Origin of the sequence: Exiguobacterium sp. UBA6309, assembly GCF_002439205.1 — a bacterium.
Classification (GTDB): domain Bacteria; phylum Bacillota; class Bacilli; order Exiguobacteriales; family Exiguobacteriaceae; genus Exiguobacterium_A.
The window spans coordinates 60,304-78,402 of the sequence record NZ_DJTL01000025.1 but is presented as its reverse complement, the minus strand read 5'-3'; the positions used below and the strand labels follow the sequence as shown (position 1 = coordinate 78,402).

General features: G+C 49.4%; 21 protein-coding genes and 1 other annotated feature. Of the genes, 19 read left to right on the top strand and 2 right to left on the bottom strand.

What is annotated here, in order from left to right; translation table 11 throughout:
* Nucleotides 1-3 precede the first annotated feature (3 nt).
* The 19 genes from B3M90_RS06940 (at nucleotide 4) to B3M90_RS06850 (ending at nucleotide 16,374) form a co-directional block, all read left to right on the top strand.
* On the top strand, nucleotides 4-1,221 hold the full coding sequence (locus tag B3M90_RS06940) for a type II secretion system F family protein (RefSeq protein ID WP_290783148.1): 1,218 nt from the start codon (nucleotides 4-6) through the stop codon (nucleotides 1,219-1,221).
* Between the two features lie 138 nt (nucleotides 1,222-1,359).
* The gene (locus tag B3M90_RS06935) at nucleotides 1,360-1,893 is read left to right on the top strand and encodes a type II secretion system protein (protein WP_290783146.1); all 534 of its coding nucleotides are present in this window, start codon (nucleotides 1,360-1,362) and stop codon (nucleotides 1,891-1,893) included.
* 59 nt (nucleotides 1,894-1,952) lie between these two features.
* Nucleotides 1,953-2,708 (top strand): prepilin peptidase, encoded by a 756-nt coding sequence (locus tag B3M90_RS06930; RefSeq protein WP_290783144.1) that lies wholly within the window; start codon nucleotides 1,953-1,955, stop codon nucleotides 2,706-2,708.
* An 18-nt stretch (nucleotides 2,709-2,726) separates the two neighbouring features.
* Nucleotides 2,727-4,466: a fimbrial assembly protein gene (locus B3M90_RS06925; RefSeq protein ID WP_290783142.1), complete on the top strand. Its 1,740-nt coding sequence runs from the start codon at nucleotides 2,727-2,729 to the stop codon at nucleotides 4,464-4,466.
* Nucleotides 4,463-5,197, top strand: coding sequence for a hypothetical protein (locus B3M90_RS06920; protein WP_290783140.1), 735 nt, complete (start codon nucleotides 4,463-4,465; stop codon nucleotides 5,195-5,197). The genes B3M90_RS06925 and B3M90_RS06920 overlap by 4 nt, the downstream gene beginning before the upstream one ends.
* A 107-nt stretch (nucleotides 5,198-5,304) precedes the next feature.
* The gene (locus B3M90_RS06915) at nucleotides 5,305-5,880 is read left to right on the top strand and encodes a Maf family protein (protein WP_290783138.1); all 576 of its coding nucleotides are present in this window, start codon (nucleotides 5,305-5,307) and stop codon (nucleotides 5,878-5,880) included.
* Between the two features lie 46 nt (nucleotides 5,881-5,926).
* Nucleotides 5,927-6,559, top strand: a complete 633-nt coding sequence (gene radC, locus B3M90_RS06910) for a RadC family protein (RefSeq protein WP_050677672.1) — start codon at nucleotides 5,927-5,929, stop codon at nucleotides 6,557-6,559.
* Nucleotides 6,560-6,721: 162 nt separating this feature from the next.
* Complete coding sequence (locus B3M90_RS06905) at nucleotides 6,722-7,756, top strand: rod shape-determining protein (RefSeq protein ID WP_029342258.1); 1,035 nt, start codon at nucleotides 6,722-6,724, stop codon at nucleotides 7,754-7,756.
* Nucleotides 7,757-7,770: 14 nt separating this feature from the next.
* Nucleotides 7,771-8,655 carry a rod shape-determining protein MreC gene (mreC, locus tag B3M90_RS06900; protein WP_035406478.1) on the top strand — a complete coding sequence of 295 codons (885 nt, stop codon included), beginning with the start codon at nucleotides 7,771-7,773 and terminating at the stop codon, nucleotides 8,653-8,655.
* On the top strand, nucleotides 8,648-9,151 hold the full coding sequence (gene mreD, locus B3M90_RS06895; protein WP_035406481.1) for a rod shape-determining protein MreD: 504 nt from the start codon (nucleotides 8,648-8,650) through the stop codon (nucleotides 9,149-9,151). The genes mreC and mreD overlap by 8 nt, the downstream gene beginning before the upstream one ends.
* A gap of 3 nt (nucleotides 9,152-9,154) precedes the next feature.
* A complete protein-coding gene (locus B3M90_RS06890; RefSeq protein ID WP_214853036.1) occupies nucleotides 9,155-9,829 on the top strand; it encodes a septum site-determining protein MinC in 675 nt (224 codons plus the stop codon).
* A 50-nt stretch (nucleotides 9,830-9,879) separates the two neighbouring features.
* Nucleotides 9,880-10,683, top strand: coding sequence for a septum site-determining protein MinD (gene minD / locus B3M90_RS06885; RefSeq protein ID WP_029342255.1), 804 nt, complete (start codon nucleotides 9,880-9,882; stop codon nucleotides 10,681-10,683).
* A gap of 63 nt (nucleotides 10,684-10,746) precedes the next feature.
* On the top strand, nucleotides 10,747-12,087 hold the full coding sequence (locus tag B3M90_RS06880; protein ID WP_290783134.1) for a ribonuclease E/G: 1,341 nt from the start codon (nucleotides 10,747-10,749) through the stop codon (nucleotides 12,085-12,087).
* 74 nt (nucleotides 12,088-12,161) lie between these two features.
* Nucleotides 12,162-12,231: a sequence feature (ribosomal protein L21 leader region), on the top strand.
* Nucleotides 12,232-12,246: 15 nt separating this feature from the next.
* Nucleotides 12,247-12,555 (top strand): 50S ribosomal protein L21, encoded by a 309-nt coding sequence (gene rplU / locus B3M90_RS06875; RefSeq protein ID WP_012370978.1) that lies wholly within the window; start codon nucleotides 12,247-12,249, stop codon nucleotides 12,553-12,555.
* A 3-nt stretch (nucleotides 12,556-12,558) separates the two neighbouring features.
* A complete protein-coding gene (locus B3M90_RS06870) occupies nucleotides 12,559-12,897 on the top strand; it encodes a ribosomal-processing cysteine protease Prp (protein WP_023468945.1) in 339 nt (112 codons plus the stop codon).
* A gap of 14 nt (nucleotides 12,898-12,911) precedes the next feature.
* Nucleotides 12,912-13,190: a 50S ribosomal protein L27 gene (rpmA, locus tag B3M90_RS06865; RefSeq protein WP_012370976.1), complete on the top strand. Its 279-nt coding sequence runs from the start codon at nucleotides 12,912-12,914 to the stop codon at nucleotides 13,188-13,190.
* Nucleotides 13,191-13,258: 68 nt separating this feature from the next.
* A complete protein-coding gene (locus B3M90_RS06860; protein ID WP_035406489.1) occupies nucleotides 13,259-13,741 on the top strand; it encodes a Spo0B domain-containing protein in 483 nt (160 codons plus the stop codon).
* A gap of 15 nt (nucleotides 13,742-13,756) precedes the next feature.
* On the top strand, nucleotides 13,757-15,052 hold the full coding sequence (obgE, locus tag B3M90_RS06855; protein WP_214853046.1) for a GTPase ObgE: 1,296 nt from the start codon (nucleotides 13,757-13,759) through the stop codon (nucleotides 15,050-15,052).
* 53 nt (nucleotides 15,053-15,105) lie between these two features.
* Nucleotides 15,106-16,374 carry a hemolysin family protein gene (locus B3M90_RS06850; protein ID WP_290783131.1) on the top strand — a complete coding sequence of 423 codons (1,269 nt, stop codon included), beginning with the start codon at nucleotides 15,106-15,108 and terminating at the stop codon, nucleotides 16,372-16,374.
* 45 nt (nucleotides 16,375-16,419) lie between these two features.
* On the opposite strand, the gene B3M90_RS06845 is transcribed toward B3M90_RS06850, so the two are convergent.
* Nucleotides 16,420-16,962: a transcription repressor NadR gene (locus B3M90_RS06845; RefSeq protein ID WP_058264756.1), complete on the bottom strand. Its 543-nt coding sequence runs from the start codon at nucleotides 16,960-16,962 to the stop codon at nucleotides 16,420-16,422.
* 24 nt (nucleotides 16,963-16,986) lie between these two features.
* Nucleotides 16,987-18,069, bottom strand: a complete 1,083-nt coding sequence (locus B3M90_RS06840; protein ID WP_290783129.1) for a cysteine desulfurase family protein — start codon at nucleotides 18,067-18,069, stop codon at nucleotides 16,987-16,989.
* Nucleotides 18,070-18,099 lie beyond the last annotated feature (30 nt).

The window sequence follows — 18,099 nt, the reverse complement described above, 5'->3', positions numbered from 1 at the left end:
CACATGGCAGTATTCATTTATGAAGGTCGGACGATGGCCGGCAAACGAAAGAAAGGCAAGATTACAGCACTGACGAAACGAGAAGCCGCAGAACGGTTGCGGACGGATCAGATTGCTGTGACTTCGCTTCAAAAACAAGAGTCAAAAGGATTGAACACCGAGATTACGTTTCTCAGTGCAAAACCGAAAATTGAACATCTCGTCATGTATGCGCGTCAGTTCGCGACACTCGTAAGGTCTGGTGTCTCAATCGTCAAGGCGACGGAAATTCTGCGGAAGCAGACGGAGTCGAAACCACTCGAACGGGCACTCGTTGAGGTCGAAGATGACTTACGAAGTGGGATTCAGTTTTCGCAAGCGATTGAAAAACATCCACGAGTCTTTGATACATTCTTCGTCAGTATGGCGATGGCGGGAGAGGCAAGTGGGAATCTCGAGGAAGCACTTGATAACATCGTCACCCAGCTTGAAAAACAATATGAAATCAAACGGAAAGTCATCTCGGCATTGATCTACCCAGCGGTTGTTTCACTCGTTGCCGTTGGGGTCGTCGTCTTCTTAATGATGAACGTCGTACCGACGTTTGCATCGATCTTTGATCAGCTCGGTAGTGAGCTACCGTTGATCACGAAGCTCGTCGTTGCCGTATCGGATTTCTTCGTCGCGTACTGGTGGGTCATGTTGTTAATTGCTTTTGGATTGGTTGGATTACTGTACTTTAATTTAAAAAACGAACGCCAACGACTATTTTTCGATCGCTTTTTATTAATTATTCCCGTTTTTGGTCCGCTGATCCAAAAGTCGCAGATTGCCTTGATGACCCGGGGGCTGTCCGTCCTGCTTAATGCTTCCGTCCCAATTTTAGCCTCACTCGATATCACGGAGCGGATCGTGACGAATCGGATCATCCGGAAGGGGATTGCCGACGCTAATGAAGCGATGGCGCGTGGCATTCCGATGCACGAACCACTTGAGAAAAACAAATATTTTCCACCTCTCGTCACGCAGATGATTGCGATCGGAGAAGAGTCAGGACGTCTTGATACGATGCTGACGGAAGTCGCGAACTTCTATGAGACAGAAGTCGAGACGACGACAGACCGTTTAAAGTCAATCATTGAGCCACTCTTGATCGTTGTCTTAGCAGCAATCGTTGGTGTCATCGTCATTGCCGTCGTCGTACCGATGTTTAAAATTTACTCGGATATACAAGCGAGTTGACAATTGTAAAAACATTTACCTGATGTGAAAAAAAGACATATTCTACAAAAAATATGGTGCTACTATAATAGTATTCATCTGGATAGTATTACCTACTAACCAAGAACAGTGAAAAAGTACTAGGGAGGCATAAAGAAAATGGTAGAACGTTTAAAAGAAATCTGGTTAGATGCAAAACAAATGCGCGATGAGCGTGGATTGACGTTGATCGAGTTACTCGTCGTCGTCGTTATCTTAGGAATCATTGCAGCAATCGCTGTCGTCGCAATCGGTGGGTTGATCGAGAACTCACGTAAAGATGCCGTTGTTTCGGATGCGAAGCAATTAGTTGCAGCAGCAAAACTTTATACATCTTCAAATCCTGTCCAGCCAGGCGAAACAGTTAAAGTAGGAGTAAATGCTAATAATGAAGCAATTGTAGCTAATGATGTAGCAAAAGGTACAGCTGCAGCTCCACGAACAGATTCTCTTAAGAAGTATATCGATGACATGAAAGATGCTTTAAATTCTGATGCGGACTATGAAGATTCATTTGTAACTGTTTCGGAAAAAAATGGTTCATACGATTACAAAGTAACGTTGAAGAGTAAGTCTGAAGATTATACTTACTTCACTGGAGCAGCACCGAAAGACTTAAAACGTTCTGGAGTAAAAGAGAAAGTAACTAAGTAATTATGACACCCCCTCCTCGGGGGTTTTTTTCTGAACTTTTTTGAAAGGGAGGTCGTGTCATGACGATTGTCTTCACGGTTTATTTTTTCTTGTTAGGCTTACTCATCACGTCGTTTACGAACGTCGTCGGTCTGCGCGTCCCGGTCGGGGAGTCGATCGTTCATCCGCGCTCTCATTGTCCAACGTGTGGACATGTTCTTGGACCGCTCGAACTAACACCGGTACTCGGTTACGCTGTACTCGGTGGGAAGTGCCGCTCTTGCGGACAGTCGATCTCAATCAAGTATCCAGCGCTTGAATTACTCGGAGGGATTCTTTACGCCTATGCCTTTTGGCAGTTCGGTTGGTCGATGGAACTCGCGTTGACACTCGTCCTGACGAGCTTGCTGTTCATCCTGACGATGTCGGACTTAGCTTACATGCTGATCCCGAATAAAATTTTACTCATCTTTTTGCCGATTGCCTTGATTGTGCGCTACCTTTCTCCACTCGAAAACTGGTATAATCCAATTATTGGTGGAATCGTCGGATTCGTTCTATTATTCGTCATCTTTCTTGCTTCCCAGCGTGGTATGGGGGCAGGGGATGTCAAGCTGTTCGGACTGCTCGGAATCTTCCTCGGACCGCTTCACGTCGTCATTGCCTTGTTCGTCTCGGCATTCGTCGGTTCTGTCCTTGGGTTAACGTTACTTGGACTCGGACGCGTGAAACGGAAACAACCAATTCCCTTCGTTCCGTCGATTGCCGTCGGGACATTACTGACATATTATTTTGCGGATGATTGGGTATCGTGGTACCTCGATTTACTGCTTTAAGAAAGGAAGAACGTACATATGGCGCAACGGCGTAAAGGTACATATATTTACTTTAATTTCACCGATGTCGCAATTTTCGGTGCAGTCGTCAAAAAAGGCGTCATCAAGCGCCGGGCAGTCGTCGCGCTGCCGCCAGGAACACTGCAAGGAGGCTGGTTGCAACCGGAAGCCTCGCTTGATTTCATCTTTGACGGGTTATTGACGAAGCTGAAAGTACCGCGTGGCTCGCAAGCGGTGCTGGCGCTCGATGGTTCACTCGTTCTCGCCCGGAAACTCGATATTCCGGAAACGATCGAGACAAATCAAATTCGCGGCTACCTGTTCATGGAAATCGGACATAGTATCGTCTTGCCGTTTGAAGAACCGTATTTTGATTACACAGTTCTGGAAGAAGAAGGCAAGCGAGAAATCATGCTCTATGCCGCGCCAAACGAGGCGCTGAAGCAATATACACAACTGTTCAAACAAAAGCATTTGCGACTCGTTGCTGCTGAACCACAACCACTCGCGACCTACTTCGGGATTGAAGCCCATCATCCGGTCGCAACGGAAGCCGATACGTTATTGATCTGGAATGCGAATGCAACGAACCATCAGCTGATCATCATTGAAGATCATGTGCCACGTCTGATTCGCTCCGTTGATACGTTTGCGGCTGACGCGTGGGATGTTGATGTCATCGACGATCAACTGCATTACCGTTACCGTTCGGATGACCCGACGGTCGAACTTGTCTTAGATGAAATGTTACTCGAGTTCTCACGTGTGCTCGATTTTTATCGTTTTTCACTCGCGCGCGAAGGACGAGAGATCACGAACGTCGTCCTTGCCGGCGACTTTCCGTTCCGAGATGAACTGGCGACGCGATTCCGGTCGAACTTTGATTTAAGCCTTGATGAGATTCCTGACATGATGACGATTGACGGACAGTCGATTCCACGGGCCTACTTACCACTTGCTGGTCTTGCTTCACCGCGAAAAGACCGCATCAACTTGTTACCGGAAAACGATGAAGCACCGAAGTATCCACTCGTCGCTTCATTGATCCTCTTATTGTTCGGCGGACTCGTCGGTGGCTATCTCTACTGGCAAACGGATCAATTCGCAGATCGCGTCGAATCGACGAACGATCAAATACAGATCGTCCGTCAGTTGCAGTCGGAATCGGATCAATCGGCGAAACAAGAAGTTGCACAACTTAAACAGACAGTCGAAGGGCTCGAAACGACGCCTCGTCCTGCTGTACCAACACTTGAGCGGATTACTCGTTATCTCCCGGAGCGTGGTTACATTCTTCAATTCGCCTATGGTGCGGATCATGCTGTGACGATGACAACTCAGTTCGAGACGCTCGACGAACTGAACGATTTTTATCGCGAATTGTTGACGGATAAAGTTTTCTCAGGAACGAATCTTGCCAGTGTGACGACACGGACGATGAACGAAAAGGCAGATGTCGTCACGACGACGACGGTTGATCCGACGACCGGGCAAGAAGTCCCGACGACGGAAGTCACACCGTCTGACGATGCCAAATCTGAAGAACCCCGTTATATCGGACAGTTCTCGTTGAACGTCAATCCGACGGAAGTCATTAAGGGTGAGACGAACGAAGCCGATCCGGAAGTACCAAAAGAAGATCAGCCAGCTGAATCAGAGACGGATAGTTCAACGGAAGCGACGCCTGCGACCGATTCGACGACCAATACGACTGATCCGAATGTAACGACTGAAATCGAGGAGGTGCCGGACAATTGAAACGTTATAGTAGCTTCATCCTCCTCGTTCTAACGATCTTGATCGTCCTCGGTGGGGTTGGTTACTTCGGTTATACGACGTATACGACACACCAAACGTTGCAAGAAAAAGAAGCGACGTTGAAACGGGAACAGATGGTGCTCGAGCAAGCGAAAGCGAACGAACAGAAAGTCGACGTCGCTGAGTCAAGTTTCCTCCAACAAAAAGTCCCGGTAACGGCATCAAACGATGACGTCATCGATGCGATCAACGCATCGAGTCAGATTGCCGGTGTCAAAGTCCAGTCGATCACGTTTGGTCAGGCGACCACAACGCCAACACCACAATCACCGGTGACGTCAACACCTGCCGTTGACGGAGCGATGGCGACGGAGTCTGATCAGGCAGCTGCATCTTCATCTGCAACGACGGGAACGACCACTGCGAATGCGACGCCACTTCCGGCATCATTGACGGTTGAAGCCCCGTCGTATCTTGAATTGATGGCATTCCTGAAGCAAATCGAGCGGACGGATCGAATCACGGTCTTACGCCAAATCCAGTTATCGGGACCGGAAGAACCGGGTCCGAGTAGCGGAACGCTTTTGCTTGAGGATGAGATGCTTTCATTCACAGTCGAGATTGAATCGTATTATCGTCCGGACCTGACGAAGTTGACGCCGGATAAGCAAACGCCACTCGAGGAGAAGACGCCGAAGTCGGATCCATTTGTCGATGTGACAGGAAATTAAAAGAAAACAAGCGGTTCCTATGCTGTTAGGGACCGCTTGTTTTTTGTTAGACTATTCGATGACTCGAATTATCCGATTCGAAATTAACGGGAAAGAACGTGATACTAATGATAACGCAACCACACTTGATTCTAGCGTCGGCTTCACCGCGCCGGACGGAACTCCTGCAACAAATCGGAATCGCTCACGCAGTCGTACCAGCGAATGTCGTCGAAGAAGCGCCGTATCCGATGTCCCCGCATGAATACGTCCGTCATCTATCGCAAAAGAAAGCACGAGCGATTATGACAGACGGGGTCATTCTGGCTGCCGATACAGTCGTTGCAATTGACGATATGATTCTCGAGAAGCCAGCAGATAGGGTAGAGGCACGGGCGATGCTTGCGCGTCTATCGGGACGCGCACATGAAGTCGTAACAGGAGTGACGATTCGCTTCGGAGAGAAGGAAGAGACGTTCGACGTGACGACGCACGTTCGTTTTGGTGCATTGCCAAACGAATGGATCGAAGGGTATATCGCGACGAACGAGCCCTATGATAAAGCGGGCGGCTATGGCATCCAAGCGATGGGTGGTCTGTTCGTCGAGGCGATCGAGGGCGATTATTATAATGTCGTCGGACTGCCGATCCACGAGATCACAAAACGTCTCGCGTCCTTTGACATCAAGCCGATGTTTGCGTAATCCTGAAACAGAGAGGTCGGATGCTGTGATTGAATGGCCGAAGGATATGGTTCAGTTAAAAGGCTTGGCACAAGCGACGACAGTCGAGTTACTGGCATGTCTCGTCCGAAGTGGAACGCGCGACCGGACACCGCTCGAAATCGCGGAAGAATTACTGCACATCTATCCTTCACTGATTGAACTCGAGGCAGCTGGAGTCGGTGGACTCGAGAAAGCGCCAGGTGTCGGGAAGGCAAAGGCGTTGCAAATCATGGCGGGACTGGAACTCGGTCGTCGTCTCGTCACGGAACCGAAGTGGGTTCGACCGACGATCCGTTCACCGGAAGACGCAGCGGAGCTGTTGTTAGAAGAAATGCGCCTCTATCAACAGGAACATTTCATCTGCCTGTATTTGAATACGAAAAATGAGGTTGTCTCGAAAAAGACGTTATTCATTGGAGGATTGAACACGTCAATCGTCCACCCGCGAGACGTTTTCCGGGAAGCGATTCGCTGCTCGGCTGCGAACTTCATTGCCGTCCATAATCATCCGTCCGGTGATCCGACGCCAAGTCGGGAAGATATCGAGGTATCAGAGCGACTCGTTGAGGCAGGAAGGCTCATTGGAATCAGTTGTCTTGACCACATCATCATCGGGCATGGACAATTTATTAGTATGAAACAGCGCGGATTTATGTAAGAATAACGTCTGAAGGGAAAGTTTCGTTTCTTTCCGTCAGACGTTTTTTTGTGTGTTTTCTAAGGCGAACTGTAAACAAGCTGTAACGTTTTAACGCTTTCCAATGAAGGCTTTTCCGTTATAATTAGTGAAGTGTATTCTCAGAGAGGGGTTTTTTGAATAATGTTTGGATCATTCAGCCGTGAAATCGGCATTGACTTAGGTACGGCTAACACGCTCGTGTATGTAAAGGGGCAAGGAATCGTCGTCCGTGAACCGTCCGTCGTTGCTTTCCGTACGGATACAGGGAAAATTGAGGCGGTTGGTAATGCAGCAAAAAACATGATCGGTCGTACGCCGGGTAACGTGACTGCACGACGCCCGATGAAAGACGGGGTTATCGCGGATTATGAAACAACCGCTACGATGATCAAATATTTCATGGATCAAGCTTCAAAGAAAAAAGGCTTGTTCTCTTCTAAGACGAACGTCATGATCTGTGTACCAAGTGGTATTACATCGGTCGAAAAACGTGCGGTTGAAGATGCAGCGAAACTTGCGGGTGCGCGTGAAGCATACACGATCGAAGAACCATTCGCAGCAGCAATCGGTGCAGGTCTTCCGGTTTCAGAACCAACAGGATCGATGGTCGTCGACATCGGTGGTGGTACGACAGAAGTTGCTGTCATCTCACTCGGTGGTATCGTCACGAGCCAATCGATCCGTGTCGGTGGTGATGAGATGGATGAGTCGATCATTCGTTACATCAAATCGAAATACAACTTGATGATCGGGGAGCGGACAGCTGAGACGTTGAAAATGACGATCGGTTACGCTCGCATCGATGAAGAGTCAGAGAACGAAACGATGGAAATCCGTGGACGTGACCTCGTTACAGGTCTTCCGAAACAGATCGAAGTCACAAGTGCTGAAATTTGTGACGCGCTCTCAGATACGGTCGAAGCGATTCTTGCAGGTGTCAAGCACACGCTTGAGCAGACGCCTCCTGAATTATCAGCAGACGTCATGGACCGCGGTATCGTCCTGACAGGTGGTGGGGCGCTCTTGAAGAACCTCGACGCTGTCATCGAAGACGAAACACGTATTTTGACACTCGTTGCAGAAAACGCACTTGATTGTGTCGCAATCGGTACAGGAAAATCACTCGAGATGATGAATGTCCTTCGTTCGAAATCAGGCATCTCGCAAAAAAGATAAGGACGGGATGAGCGATGAAGCGATTTTTAAATAATCGAAAACTGCTCATCACACTCCTTAGTTTTCTCCTTTTGGTGATCTTAATCGGGATTTCGCTGCAAGGGCGTAACCAATCCCACTGGTATCAAAGCTTCGTGCGTGATACCGTGGGCGTCGGTCAACGCCTTTTCGCGACACCGATTGGCTGGATTGATGATACGGTCACTTCGATTAAAGAAGTGCGTGACGTGTACAAAGAGAATGAACACTTGAAATCACGATTGAATGACTATGCCGGTAATGCCGTGAAAGTCCGTGATCTTGAGCGTGAAAATAAAGAATTAAAAGACATGCTCGACCTCAAAGGTTCGATTCGCGACTATAAACTGTTACCGGCAGAGATGATCGGGCGGACATCGTCCGAATGGCAACGGTTCGTCACGATTAACATCGGCGAACAAAAAGGTGTCAAACCGAACATGGCCGTCGTAACAGCAGATGGATTGATCGGTCGCGTCATCCAGGCGAGCGCCTATACGTCCCTTGTGCAGTTGATGTCTGATACGAGTCGGACGAATAACGTTTCGGCAACGGCAGACGACACGAAAGGAAAAGGAGTCTTCGGAACGATTGAAGGCTTCGATGAAGAGACGAAATTACTCAAGTTCACGAAAATTCCGAACGACGCGAAGTTGAAAAAAGGGCAGACCGTCACGACGTCCGGTCTTGGCGGAAAGTATCCGAGCGGGATCGTCATCGGAAAAATCGAAGAAGTGAAATCCGATCAGTATGGGGCTTCGAAAATCGCATACGTCAAACCGGCAGCAGACTTCGAACAGTTCGGTCATGTCTTCGTGATTGAACGCGAAGCGAAGGAACCTTTCGCTGAGACCGATAAGGGAGGGAACACTCGTGAATAACGTTAAGTTGTTTTTCGCCGTGTTCCTTCTTTTTATCTTAGAAGGAACGTTGTTCGCGGGACCGCTTGGAGATGGTTCGCCGTATGTCATTCATACGACCTTGATTGGTCTGATGTTCCTCGGTCGGTACGGGAAGCTTGAACAAGCACTCGGATTCGGACTCGTTTTCGGATTGCTCTATGATTTCGTGTACTCGGATATTATCGGGATTTACTTATTTGCGTTATCCGCCATTCCGCTTTTTAGTAGCTTCGTGCTAAAATATGTAAAGGAGAACGTATTGACGATTCTCGTCACGTTCACGTTCAGTGCCATTTTGTATGAACTCGATATATATTTCTTCACGGCTTCGGTCGTTGGTGTCGGGGTTTCCTTCCAAGAACTCGCGACACAGATCATTCCAAGGAGTTTGGTTGCCCAGTTGATCGGGATCATCATCCTGTATTATCCGATGACCCGACTCGTGCAGTCGACCCTTGACGAGAAAAGAGGATGAGTCATGATTGAGCGTAAACGTTATGTAACGATGAAAGGCCATCGTGGTGGCCTCGCCGTCTATGTGAATGAAAGGTGCAGTGTGGATGAATTTCTTGACGATTTAGAGTTGACGCTTACGGACAAATCCGTCGAGAACGGACGCGCCGTACCCATCACCTTCTTCTTCGGTCGACGTTATGTCGATGAAGGGGTGTTGACGGCCGTCGAATCTATCGTCGCGCGACATGATTCCTTCTCTTTCAAAGGCTATGACAGTGAGTGCATCACGAAAGACGAGGCAAAAGCCTTGTACGGAGAGCGGACGTTCCATTATTTTGGTGGCACGGCACGCAGTGGGCATGTATTAGACGTTGAAGGTTCGATCGTCATCATCGGAGATATCAATCCGGGGGCGGTCGTCCATGCGACAGGAAGTATCTATTGTCTCGGAGCTTTGCGTGGTACCGTTCATGCAGGTAAAGGCGGTAATACGGAAGCAGTCATCGCTGCAAGTGTGTTGCAACCGAAATGGGTTGCGGTCGCTGGAACCGTCCATGAGGAGCCGGATGACGCACCGATTCCTGCTCTCGATATGGGCTGTGCATTTTTAGGCGAAGACGGGGTGGAATTCTCCCGCCTTCAAACCGTTCCGCTTGCGCGGATGGATCAGTTTGCGATTGATAGTGAAAGAGGGTGACGGATATGGAACAAGTGAAAGAACAGGTACATATGGAGGCGAAGACGAATATGGGACGCGCCATCGTCGTCACATCCGGTAAAGGCGGCGTCGGTAAGACAACGACGACGGCGAACATCGGAACAGCACTTGCATTGATGGGGCATTCGGTTTGTCTCGTCGATACGGATATCGGGTTACGTAATCTGGATATCGTGCTTGGTCTTGATAACCGGAGTATCTATAACATCGTTGACGTCGTAACGGGACAATGTAAATTGCACCAAGCGCTCGTCCGCGATAAGCGTTTTGAAGAGATGTATCTGTTGCCTGCTGCTCAATCAAAGGATAAGTCCTCCGTCACACCCGAACAGGTGAAGGCAATCATCGATACGCTGAAACTTGAATACGACTTCGTCTTGATTGACTGCCCGGCCGGAATCGAACAAGGATTCATGAATGCGATCGCTGGAGCGGATGAAGCTGTCGTCGTAACGACACCGGAAAAGGCAGCCGTCCAAGATGCGGACCGGATCATCGGGATGCTCGAACGCTCAGAACGAAACATCGTTCCAAAACTCGTCATCAATCGGGTGCGTTCGCACATGATGGCATCAGGTGATATGCTCGATATCGATGAGATCATGCGTATCCTCTCGATTGATTTGCTTGGTCTGATCATCGATGATGAGGAAGTCATCGCCGCTTCTCACCGTGGTGTGCCTGTGACGATGAATCCGGATAACCGGGCTGGACTCGGCTACCGGAACATCGCCCGCCGGATTCTCGGAGAATCCGTGCCACTGCTTGATTTAAATGAACAACCGCAAAAAGGCTTCTTCGTCAAATTGAAGAAGATGCTTGGGATGAAATAAGAATGGGAAATTAGACTAGGACGACATCGTCGCGCCTAGTCTAATTTTTTTGGAGGGATCAGTATGCGATGGATTAGTGAACAGACCGCTTCACTCGAACGATTGGCGTTGGTCGAAGGCGGTCGATTGATTGAATATCATGAACGGATGCGTGACGAGATCCGGGTCGGAACGTTCGTCTATGCCAAGGTCGACCGGTTGCATCCGACGCTCGGAGCAGCCTTTTTGATCGCGACTGACGGTACGCCGCTTTACTTACCGCTTAATGAAACGGTGGAAGCACTTCGTCGCTATCCGGACGTGCCAACGATCGGACAAGCCGTCCAGGTCGGGCAGACATTGCTCGTTCAGGTCGTCAAGGAAGGGGTCGCACCGAAGCAACATAAGGTGACGCAGAACATCACTTATGGTGGACGTTATCTTGTCTATTTCCCGTACGGTCGCCGCGTCCGTTTCAGTCGGAAGTTGGATCTCGTCGTCCAGCGTCAACTGGCGGAGCAATTGACGACGACGGAAGAAGAAGGGATTCTTTACCGGACGGAGGCAGCGAAAGCATCAATCGACGAATTGAAACAAGAGTTACAGTCATTACGGATACGGCATAAAGAACTCATGCAGGCGCCGCGTCTTGAGCAAGACGAGGCATTGATCGTCCAGGAAGCGAAGCGACTTCCGCATGTCACCGATGCGCTCGTCATGACGCGTCAGGAAAAGGAACGCCTCGAACTGCTCGGTCTGTCCGTTGAACGATCGCTACGAAAAGGGCGCTTACCCGAGATGGAAGCAATCGACGGAGCAATCGAGAAGGCGATGCAACGGGTCGTCTGGCTTGATGGTGGAGCGTATCTTTTAATTGAGGAAGTCGAGACGATGACTGTCATCGACGTCAACAGTGGGAAGACGATCTCCGTCAAGGAACAAAAGCGGACGTTCGATCAAATCAATGAAGCGGCTGCTGTCGAAGTCATGCGGCAATTACGGTTACGTAATATCAGTGGGATGATTGCGGTCGATTTTTTACGTGGCTCAAGTAAAGGGCAGACACGGGTGACCCAACTTCTCAAAGAACGAGCCGCACTTGAGACGAAACAGATCGAAGTGTATGGATTTACGAAGATGGGCTTATGCGAGCTGACGCGACAACGTCACGGGAAATCGCTACAGGAACGTTCACAGGAATCCGGTCAGTGGACACGATTAAGCGTCTATCGGTTGATTGAACCGAAGTTGCTTGAGATCGCGACCTATGCGGAAGCGGTCGTGATTCGCGCGCCGCATCACTTGTTACAAGACGAATTCATCTCCCGTCAACCACTAGAAGTCCATGTGCTCGAAGGCGATCCAGCCGTCCTATTCACTGGGTCGTCACAGGACTGTCTCGATTTCATCAAGCGATCGGAATAATCCTTCAGAACAGCATTGACAAGGTGGAAGAACGTTTGGTATTCTGAATAACGTTAGTTCGTTTGGAAGCACCCAAATGACTACAACCGCACAGACCGGGTTTTAAAGCATACGCTGCCCGTGATGGCGAGTCTGAGTTCCTAAGAGGAGGTGCACGTAATGTACGCAATTATCAAAACTGGTGGTAAACAAGTCAAAGTCGAAGCTGGCCAAGAAATCTACGTTGAGAAATTAAACGCAGACGTCGACAGCACAGTTGAATTTGGTGAAGTATTGATCCTTGGTGGTGACGATGTTAAAGTCGGCGCTCCACTCGTAGAAGGTGCGAAGGTCGTAGCAACGGTCATCAAACACGCTCGCGCGAAAAAGATCACTGTCTTCAAAATGAAAGCGAAAAAGAACTACCGTCGTAAGCAAGGTCACCGTCAACCTTACACGAAGGTCCGCATCGAGAAAATCGAAGCGTAAGCCATGATACGTGTCAAGATTCGACGAGATGAAGCGGAACTCGTCCGCTCCATCGAAGTGACAGGACATGCCGAGTTCGCAGAACCAGGTCTCGACCTTGTCTGTGCCGGCGTCTCGTCGGTGATCTTCGGGGCATACAATGCCATAGAAGCATTACTCGGGCAGGTCCTGCTCCTTGAAATGGCAGAACAACAAGAGGGTGGCTACTTTTATGTAGAACCGTACGCTGACTTAGCACCGGATGTCAGTGAGCGCACCCAATTGTTACTGGAAGCGACCTTGGTCCAGCTTGGTACCATCGCTGAAAGTTACGGTGAGTTTATCCAACTTGAACAAGTATAGGAGGTGGATTCCACATGTTGAAACTTAATCTTCAGTTCTTCGCATCGAAAAAAGGGGTAGGTTCGACAAAGAACGGTCGTGACTCGCAATCGAAACGCCTTGGGGCGAAACGTGCAGACGGTCAAACTGTTTCTGCTGGTTCAATCCTCTACCGTCAACGCGGTACGAAGATTCACCCAGGTATGAACGTCGGACGTGGTGGCGATGATACACTTTTCGCAACTGCAACTGGTGTCGTTCGTTTCGAACGTCTCGGACGCGACAAGAAACAAGTCAGCGTTTACCCAGCATAAGGATCGACGAAGCAGACTCTAGCCACTTTCGAGGGTTAGGGTCTGTTTTTTTTAGGAGGGAACGACCGATGGAGGAACAGCAGGTACTTGATCTTTTAAAGACTCTTCGTCACGAGTGGTTGAACCGGATACAACTCGTCCGTTCGTATGGCGCGATCGGAGACGAACAAGCAGTCGAGTCGATCTGTTCGGCATACCGGGATCAAGCATCTCGGGAAGGACGTCTAGCGCAAATCGGATTGCCGAAAACCGCACTGGCGTTACTACAAGCTGAATGGTCAGGCAAAACTGTGACGTATGATGTCATCGGAGCACCCCACATGGAAGATGAGCGGCTGAAGCAACTCGTCGAAGCAGCCATCACCATGATTGATGTAGGAGTAGGAGAAGTATCCGTGACCTTTCACGAGGGCGTGACCATCGAGATCTATCGGGATCTACTAGATATGTCGCGCCTTGAAGATCTAGTGACGCCGATGGAAATCGAGTCGCAGACGGAAAATGAGTGTGTGATTGAGATTGAAAGTCTTCCGTTTGAGGAAGAGAAGTAAGAGGAGGGATCCGACATGTTTGTCGATCAGGTAAATATTTATGTAAAAGCAGGTGACGGAGGACGTGGACAAGTAGCGTTCCGTCGCGAGAAATACGTTCCAGACGGTGGACCAGCCGGCGGTGACGGTGGTCACGGAGCTCACGTCGTCCTCGAAGTCGACGAAGGACTTCGGACATTGATGGACTTCCGTTACAAACGTCACTTTAAAGCAGTTCAAGGTGAAAACGGAATGTCAAAAGGCATGCACGGTCGTAAAGCCGAGCACCTAATCGTCAAGGTTCCACCGGGCACAGTCGTCTACGATGATGATACGGATGCGGTCATCGCTGACCTCGTCCATCACGGACAACAAGCAATCGTCGCAAAAGGCGGACGTGGCGGACGTGGGAATACACGTTTTGCGACACCAGCCAACCCAGCTCCAGAGCACGCGGAAAACGGTGAGCCAGGAGAAGAGAAGTACTTGAAGCTTGAACTGAAGATGCTAGCAGACGTTGGTCTCGTCGGCTTCCCGAGCGTCGGGAAATCAACGATATTATCGGTCGTTTCAGCAGCACGTCCGAAAATCGGAGCATATCACTTCACGACGATCACGCCAAACATCGGTGTCGTCGAAACGGAAGATAGCCGTAGCTTCGTCATGGCTGACTTGCCTGGATTGATCGAAGGTGCAAGTGAAGGCGTCGGACTCGGTCACCAGTTCCTCCGTCACGTCGAGCGGACGAAAGTCATCGTCCACGTCATCGACATGAGTGGGATGGAAGGACGCGATCCGATCGAAGACTACAACATCATCAATAAAGAGCTCGCAGACTATAACCTTCGTTTGACAGAGCGTCCACAAGTCGTCGTCGCGAACAAGATGGATATGCCGGATGCGGCAGAACATCTCGAAGCCTTCAAAGAAGCTTTCCCAGAGCTTGAAGTATTCGAGATTTCAGCAGCAACACGTCAAGGGCTACGCGATCTGTTATTCCGAATCGCTGACCTAGTCGATGCAACACCAGAATTCGGTCTTGAGGAACTCGAAGAGAAAACAGCGACACCACGTGTCGTCTATGGTTACGAAGCACCAGAGGCTGGCTTTACGATCACAAAAGATGAAGACGATTGCTTCGTCATCAAAGGACCACGCATCGAAAAACTCTTCACGATGACGAACTTCATGCGTGAAGAATCGATTAAACGTTTCGCTCGGACACTTCGTCAAATGGGTGTCGACGAAGAGTTGCGTCGTCTTGGTGCGATTGACGGCGATGTCGTTCGTATCCGTGATTTCGAGTTCGAATTCGTCGAGTCATCATTCTAAGCGGTTCATTCCATTAGGAAACGGAGTGTGAAAGCATCGTGGACCCATTGCCCATGATTTCAGTCGTTTGGTTAATTCCGATTCTCATCTTATCCGCATTCTTTTCCTCAGCCGAGACGGCACTCGCGAGTGTCAACCGGTTGCGGTTGTTGCACCAATCGGAAGCAGGGGACGCGCGTGCGTCCCGTGTATTCCGCTTACTTCAACGCTACGAAGAGACACTGACGTCGATATTGATTGGGAATACGATTGTCAACGTCGCCTTTATCCTATTTGGTGGATGGTGGATCATCCAGTTCGTCGAGACGATCGCAACACAAACCGTTGCCTTTCTTGCGCTATTTTTCCTGTTGCTGTTGTTCGGGGAATTGATACCGAAGTCGTATGCTCGTGAACATACGGAACGTTACGTGTTATTGATCGGACGTCCACTTCGTTTGTGTCTGTTGGTCTTTCGACCGCTTGTCTTCCTGTTACTCCGCTTACGCCAGTTTGCGCTTCGATTGATTGGAGCGGATCCGAAAGGACCGCTCGTGACCGAACAGGAACTCAAGGCACTCGTCGATATCAGTCAGGAAGAGGGAATCATGGGGCTTGCAGAGGCTGAACTCGTTCATCAAGCAGTTGATTTTCAACATGCGACGGTCGAGGATGCGTTGACGCCACGGATGGATATTCAAGCGATTGATATCGATGCGCGGCTCGAAGACATCCTTGCTGAAGTCCAGAAGGGCGGCTATTCTCGTCTGCCGGTCTATAAGGATTCGATTGATCACGTCATCGGCGTCTTATCGGAGCGGGACTTTCTGCGTGCATACGTGAAGAATGGCTCTGTGGATATCCGGGAATGGATTCGACCGGTATCATTCGTCGTGCCGCAGACAAGATTGATGGATTTATTGCCGGAACTCAAAGTCAAGCAGTCTCATATGGCAGTTGTCCTTGATGAATTCGGAGGGACGGCAGGTCTGATCACCCTTGAGGATATTTTAGAAGAAATCGTCGGGGAGATTTGGGATGAACACGATGAATCATTGGAATATACGAAACGGATTGGTCCAGAGCAATTCGAATGTCTAGCGGAGTATGACATTGAAGACTTCTGTCAGCAATTTCAATTGACGATGCCGGACACGGATGCCCAGTCACTTGGGGGATGGATCATGGAAGAGAGCGGACAGCTGCCGGACGTGGGAACGGCGATACGCTATGAACGTGTCACGTTGACCGTCTTGCATATCGAGAACCGTCGCGTTCGAAAAGTCTTAGCAACGTTCGATCCGCCCGCTACGATGCCAGAGCTACCACTTGAATCGATGTAACAATAAAAACCGCTTATTCCTTAGGAATAGGCGGTTTTTTAATGTTTAGACATCGAGTTCCGAAACAAGAATTCCGAGACGATCGAGTTTCGCGATGGCGGCTTCTAGTGCGTCTTCATGGTCCGCTTCAAGCGTATGAATATGGACTCCGTCCGTCAGGCTCGACAGTGGAGTAGCTTGTGTCTCATGTAACTGCTCTAGCAATACCCGGACATCCCGGCGACTCTTTAGCATCAACTCTCCTGTGATGAAACCATAGACAGGATGCTCGATGATGACATCGCGGATGACGACGCCTTCGTCAACAATGGCGTCACACTCATCCTTTAATTGATCGATGCCATGACGGCAAACGATCTTGCGGCGTAATTTCGAACCGTCGATTTCAGGATCATTGATCAAATACCCACGAGCTGTCGCGATGACGGGGTACCCTTTTGCTTTTAATAATGATAAATCCTGCACGATCACTTGGCGGCTGACGCCTGCTTGTTTCGCCAGTGCTGTTCCCGTGACAGGTTGTTCACTTTCCTCAATCATACGAAGTAATGATTTCCGGCGTTCTTCTCCGGAGATACGTTTCCCCATCATGTCTCCTACCTTTCTCCAGTGTCATGAAATCGTGTTCAACACATCAATGCACTGTTCGATTTCTTCGTTCGTCGTGTGTCTTCCAAAACTGAGTCGGATCAACCCATGAGCCGCTGATTCGTCAAAGCCGATGGCGCGTAATGTCGCATTCGGACCGTTTTCTCCAGCCCGGCAGGCACTACCGGCGGAAACGGCGATTCCAGCACGATTCAAGGCGAGCAACGCGTATTGACCGTCCCGTTGTTTCGTATGGATGGCGCAGATGGAAGCGAGTTGCGTTGGCGACTCAATCATTGTGTAACGAGACGAAGACAATGTTTTTTTTAGCATACCACGAAATCGACGGCTTGAAGCTTGGATTCCTGGATTTTCGAAGCGCGACGCTTCACAGGCAGCGATGAAGGCGGCAATTCCCGGAACATCGACTGTGCCTGGGCGAATCCCGAACTCATGATGTCCTTCGTAGTAGGGACTAAAGAGCGGTCGTCGCAAATACAGGGCACCTAACCCTTTAGGACCGTAGACTTTATGGCTACTCATCGTGTAGGCGTCAAAGGAGTCAATGTTAACATCATCTTTTAAAAATCCTTGAACCCCATCGCAATGAAACAAAATCCCGCGTGATTGACAATATACTGCAATTCGTTCGACTGGGAACCGAAAACCGGTATCCGAATTGACGTGTTGAATCGAGACGACACCAACCTCGTCCGTACAAGCCGTAACGAATCGATCCCAGTCGAACGTTCCGTCCGGTAGTAGAGAAAGATGACGTGTTTCTTGTGCCCAGCGCGCAAGTGGAAGCAAGACCGAGTCGTGTTCACATCGAAGTGTCAAGACAACTGATTTGTTACTCTGTCGTATCAAGTGTGTCAAAGCGATGTAATTTGCTTCTGAACCGCTTCCTGTAAAGATGATAGATCCTTCTTTTTGAGCTAATTGTTGCATCAGGTACTGTCGTGCTCGTTGAAGCAGGCGTTCTGCATCCCCACCGATATCATGAAGAGAAGAACTGTTGCCGTAGAACGATTGAGCGGCTTGTTGATAATGGTTGAGTGCTTGTGGATGTAGCGGAGTAGTAGCTGCGTAATCGAGATAGATCATGAAAAAATCCTGTCCTTTCGTCTTGTCACT

Excerpts from the sequence above, each read along its gene's own strand:
- obgE (WP_214853046.1), top strand. The coding sequence starts at position 13,757 with ATGTTTGTCGATCAGGTAAATATTTATGTAAAAGCAGGTGACGGAGGA.
- B3M90_RS06845 (WP_058264756.1), bottom strand. The coding sequence starts at position 16,962 with ATGGGGAAACGTATCTCCGGAGAAGAACGCCGGAAATCATTACTTCGT.
- B3M90_RS06860 (WP_035406489.1), top strand. The coding sequence starts at position 13,259 with ATGGAGGAACAGCAGGTACTTGATCTTTTAAAGACTCTTCGTCACGAG.
- rplU (WP_012370978.1), top strand. The coding sequence starts at position 12,247 with ATGTACGCAATTATCAAAACTGGTGGTAAACAAGTCAAAGTCGAAGCT.
- B3M90_RS06925 (WP_290783142.1), top strand. The coding sequence starts at position 2,727 with ATGGCGCAACGGCGTAAAGGTACATATATTTACTTTAATTTCACCGAT.
- B3M90_RS06870 (WP_023468945.1), top strand. The coding sequence starts at position 12,559 with ATGATACGTGTCAAGATTCGACGAGATGAAGCGGAACTCGTCCGCTCC.
- mreC (WP_035406478.1), top strand. The coding sequence starts at position 7,771 with ATGAAGCGATTTTTAAATAATCGAAAACTGCTCATCACACTCCTTAGT.
- B3M90_RS06940 (WP_290783148.1), top strand. The coding sequence starts at position 4 with ATGGCAGTATTCATTTATGAAGGTCGGACGATGGCCGGCAAACGAAAG.
- B3M90_RS06905 (WP_029342258.1), top strand. The coding sequence starts at position 6,722 with ATGTTTGGATCATTCAGCCGTGAAATCGGCATTGACTTAGGTACGGCT.
- radC (WP_050677672.1), top strand. The coding sequence starts at position 5,927 with ATGGTTCAGTTAAAAGGCTTGGCACAAGCGACGACAGTCGAGTTACTG.
- B3M90_RS06840 (WP_290783129.1), bottom strand. The coding sequence starts at position 18,069 with ATGATCTATCTCGATTACGCAGCTACTACTCCGCTACATCCACAAGCA.
- B3M90_RS06935 (WP_290783146.1), top strand. The coding sequence starts at position 1,360 with ATGGTAGAACGTTTAAAAGAAATCTGGTTAGATGCAAAACAAATGCGC.
- B3M90_RS06850 (WP_290783131.1), top strand. The coding sequence starts at position 15,106 with ATGATTTCAGTCGTTTGGTTAATTCCGATTCTCATCTTATCCGCATTC.
- B3M90_RS06930 (WP_290783144.1), top strand. The coding sequence starts at position 1,953 with ATGACGATTGTCTTCACGGTTTATTTTTTCTTGTTAGGCTTACTCATC.
- minD (WP_029342255.1), top strand. The coding sequence starts at position 9,880 with ATGGGACGCGCCATCGTCGTCACATCCGGTAAAGGCGGCGTCGGTAAG.
- B3M90_RS06890 (WP_214853036.1), top strand. The coding sequence starts at position 9,155 with ATGATTGAGCGTAAACGTTATGTAACGATGAAAGGCCATCGTGGTGGC.
- B3M90_RS06915 (WP_290783138.1), top strand. The coding sequence starts at position 5,305 with ATGATAACGCAACCACACTTGATTCTAGCGTCGGCTTCACCGCGCCGG.
- rpmA (WP_012370976.1), top strand. The coding sequence starts at position 12,912 with ATGTTGAAACTTAATCTTCAGTTCTTCGCATCGAAAAAAGGGGTAGGT.
- B3M90_RS06880 (WP_290783134.1), top strand. The coding sequence starts at position 10,747 with ATGCGATGGATTAGTGAACAGACCGCTTCACTCGAACGATTGGCGTTG.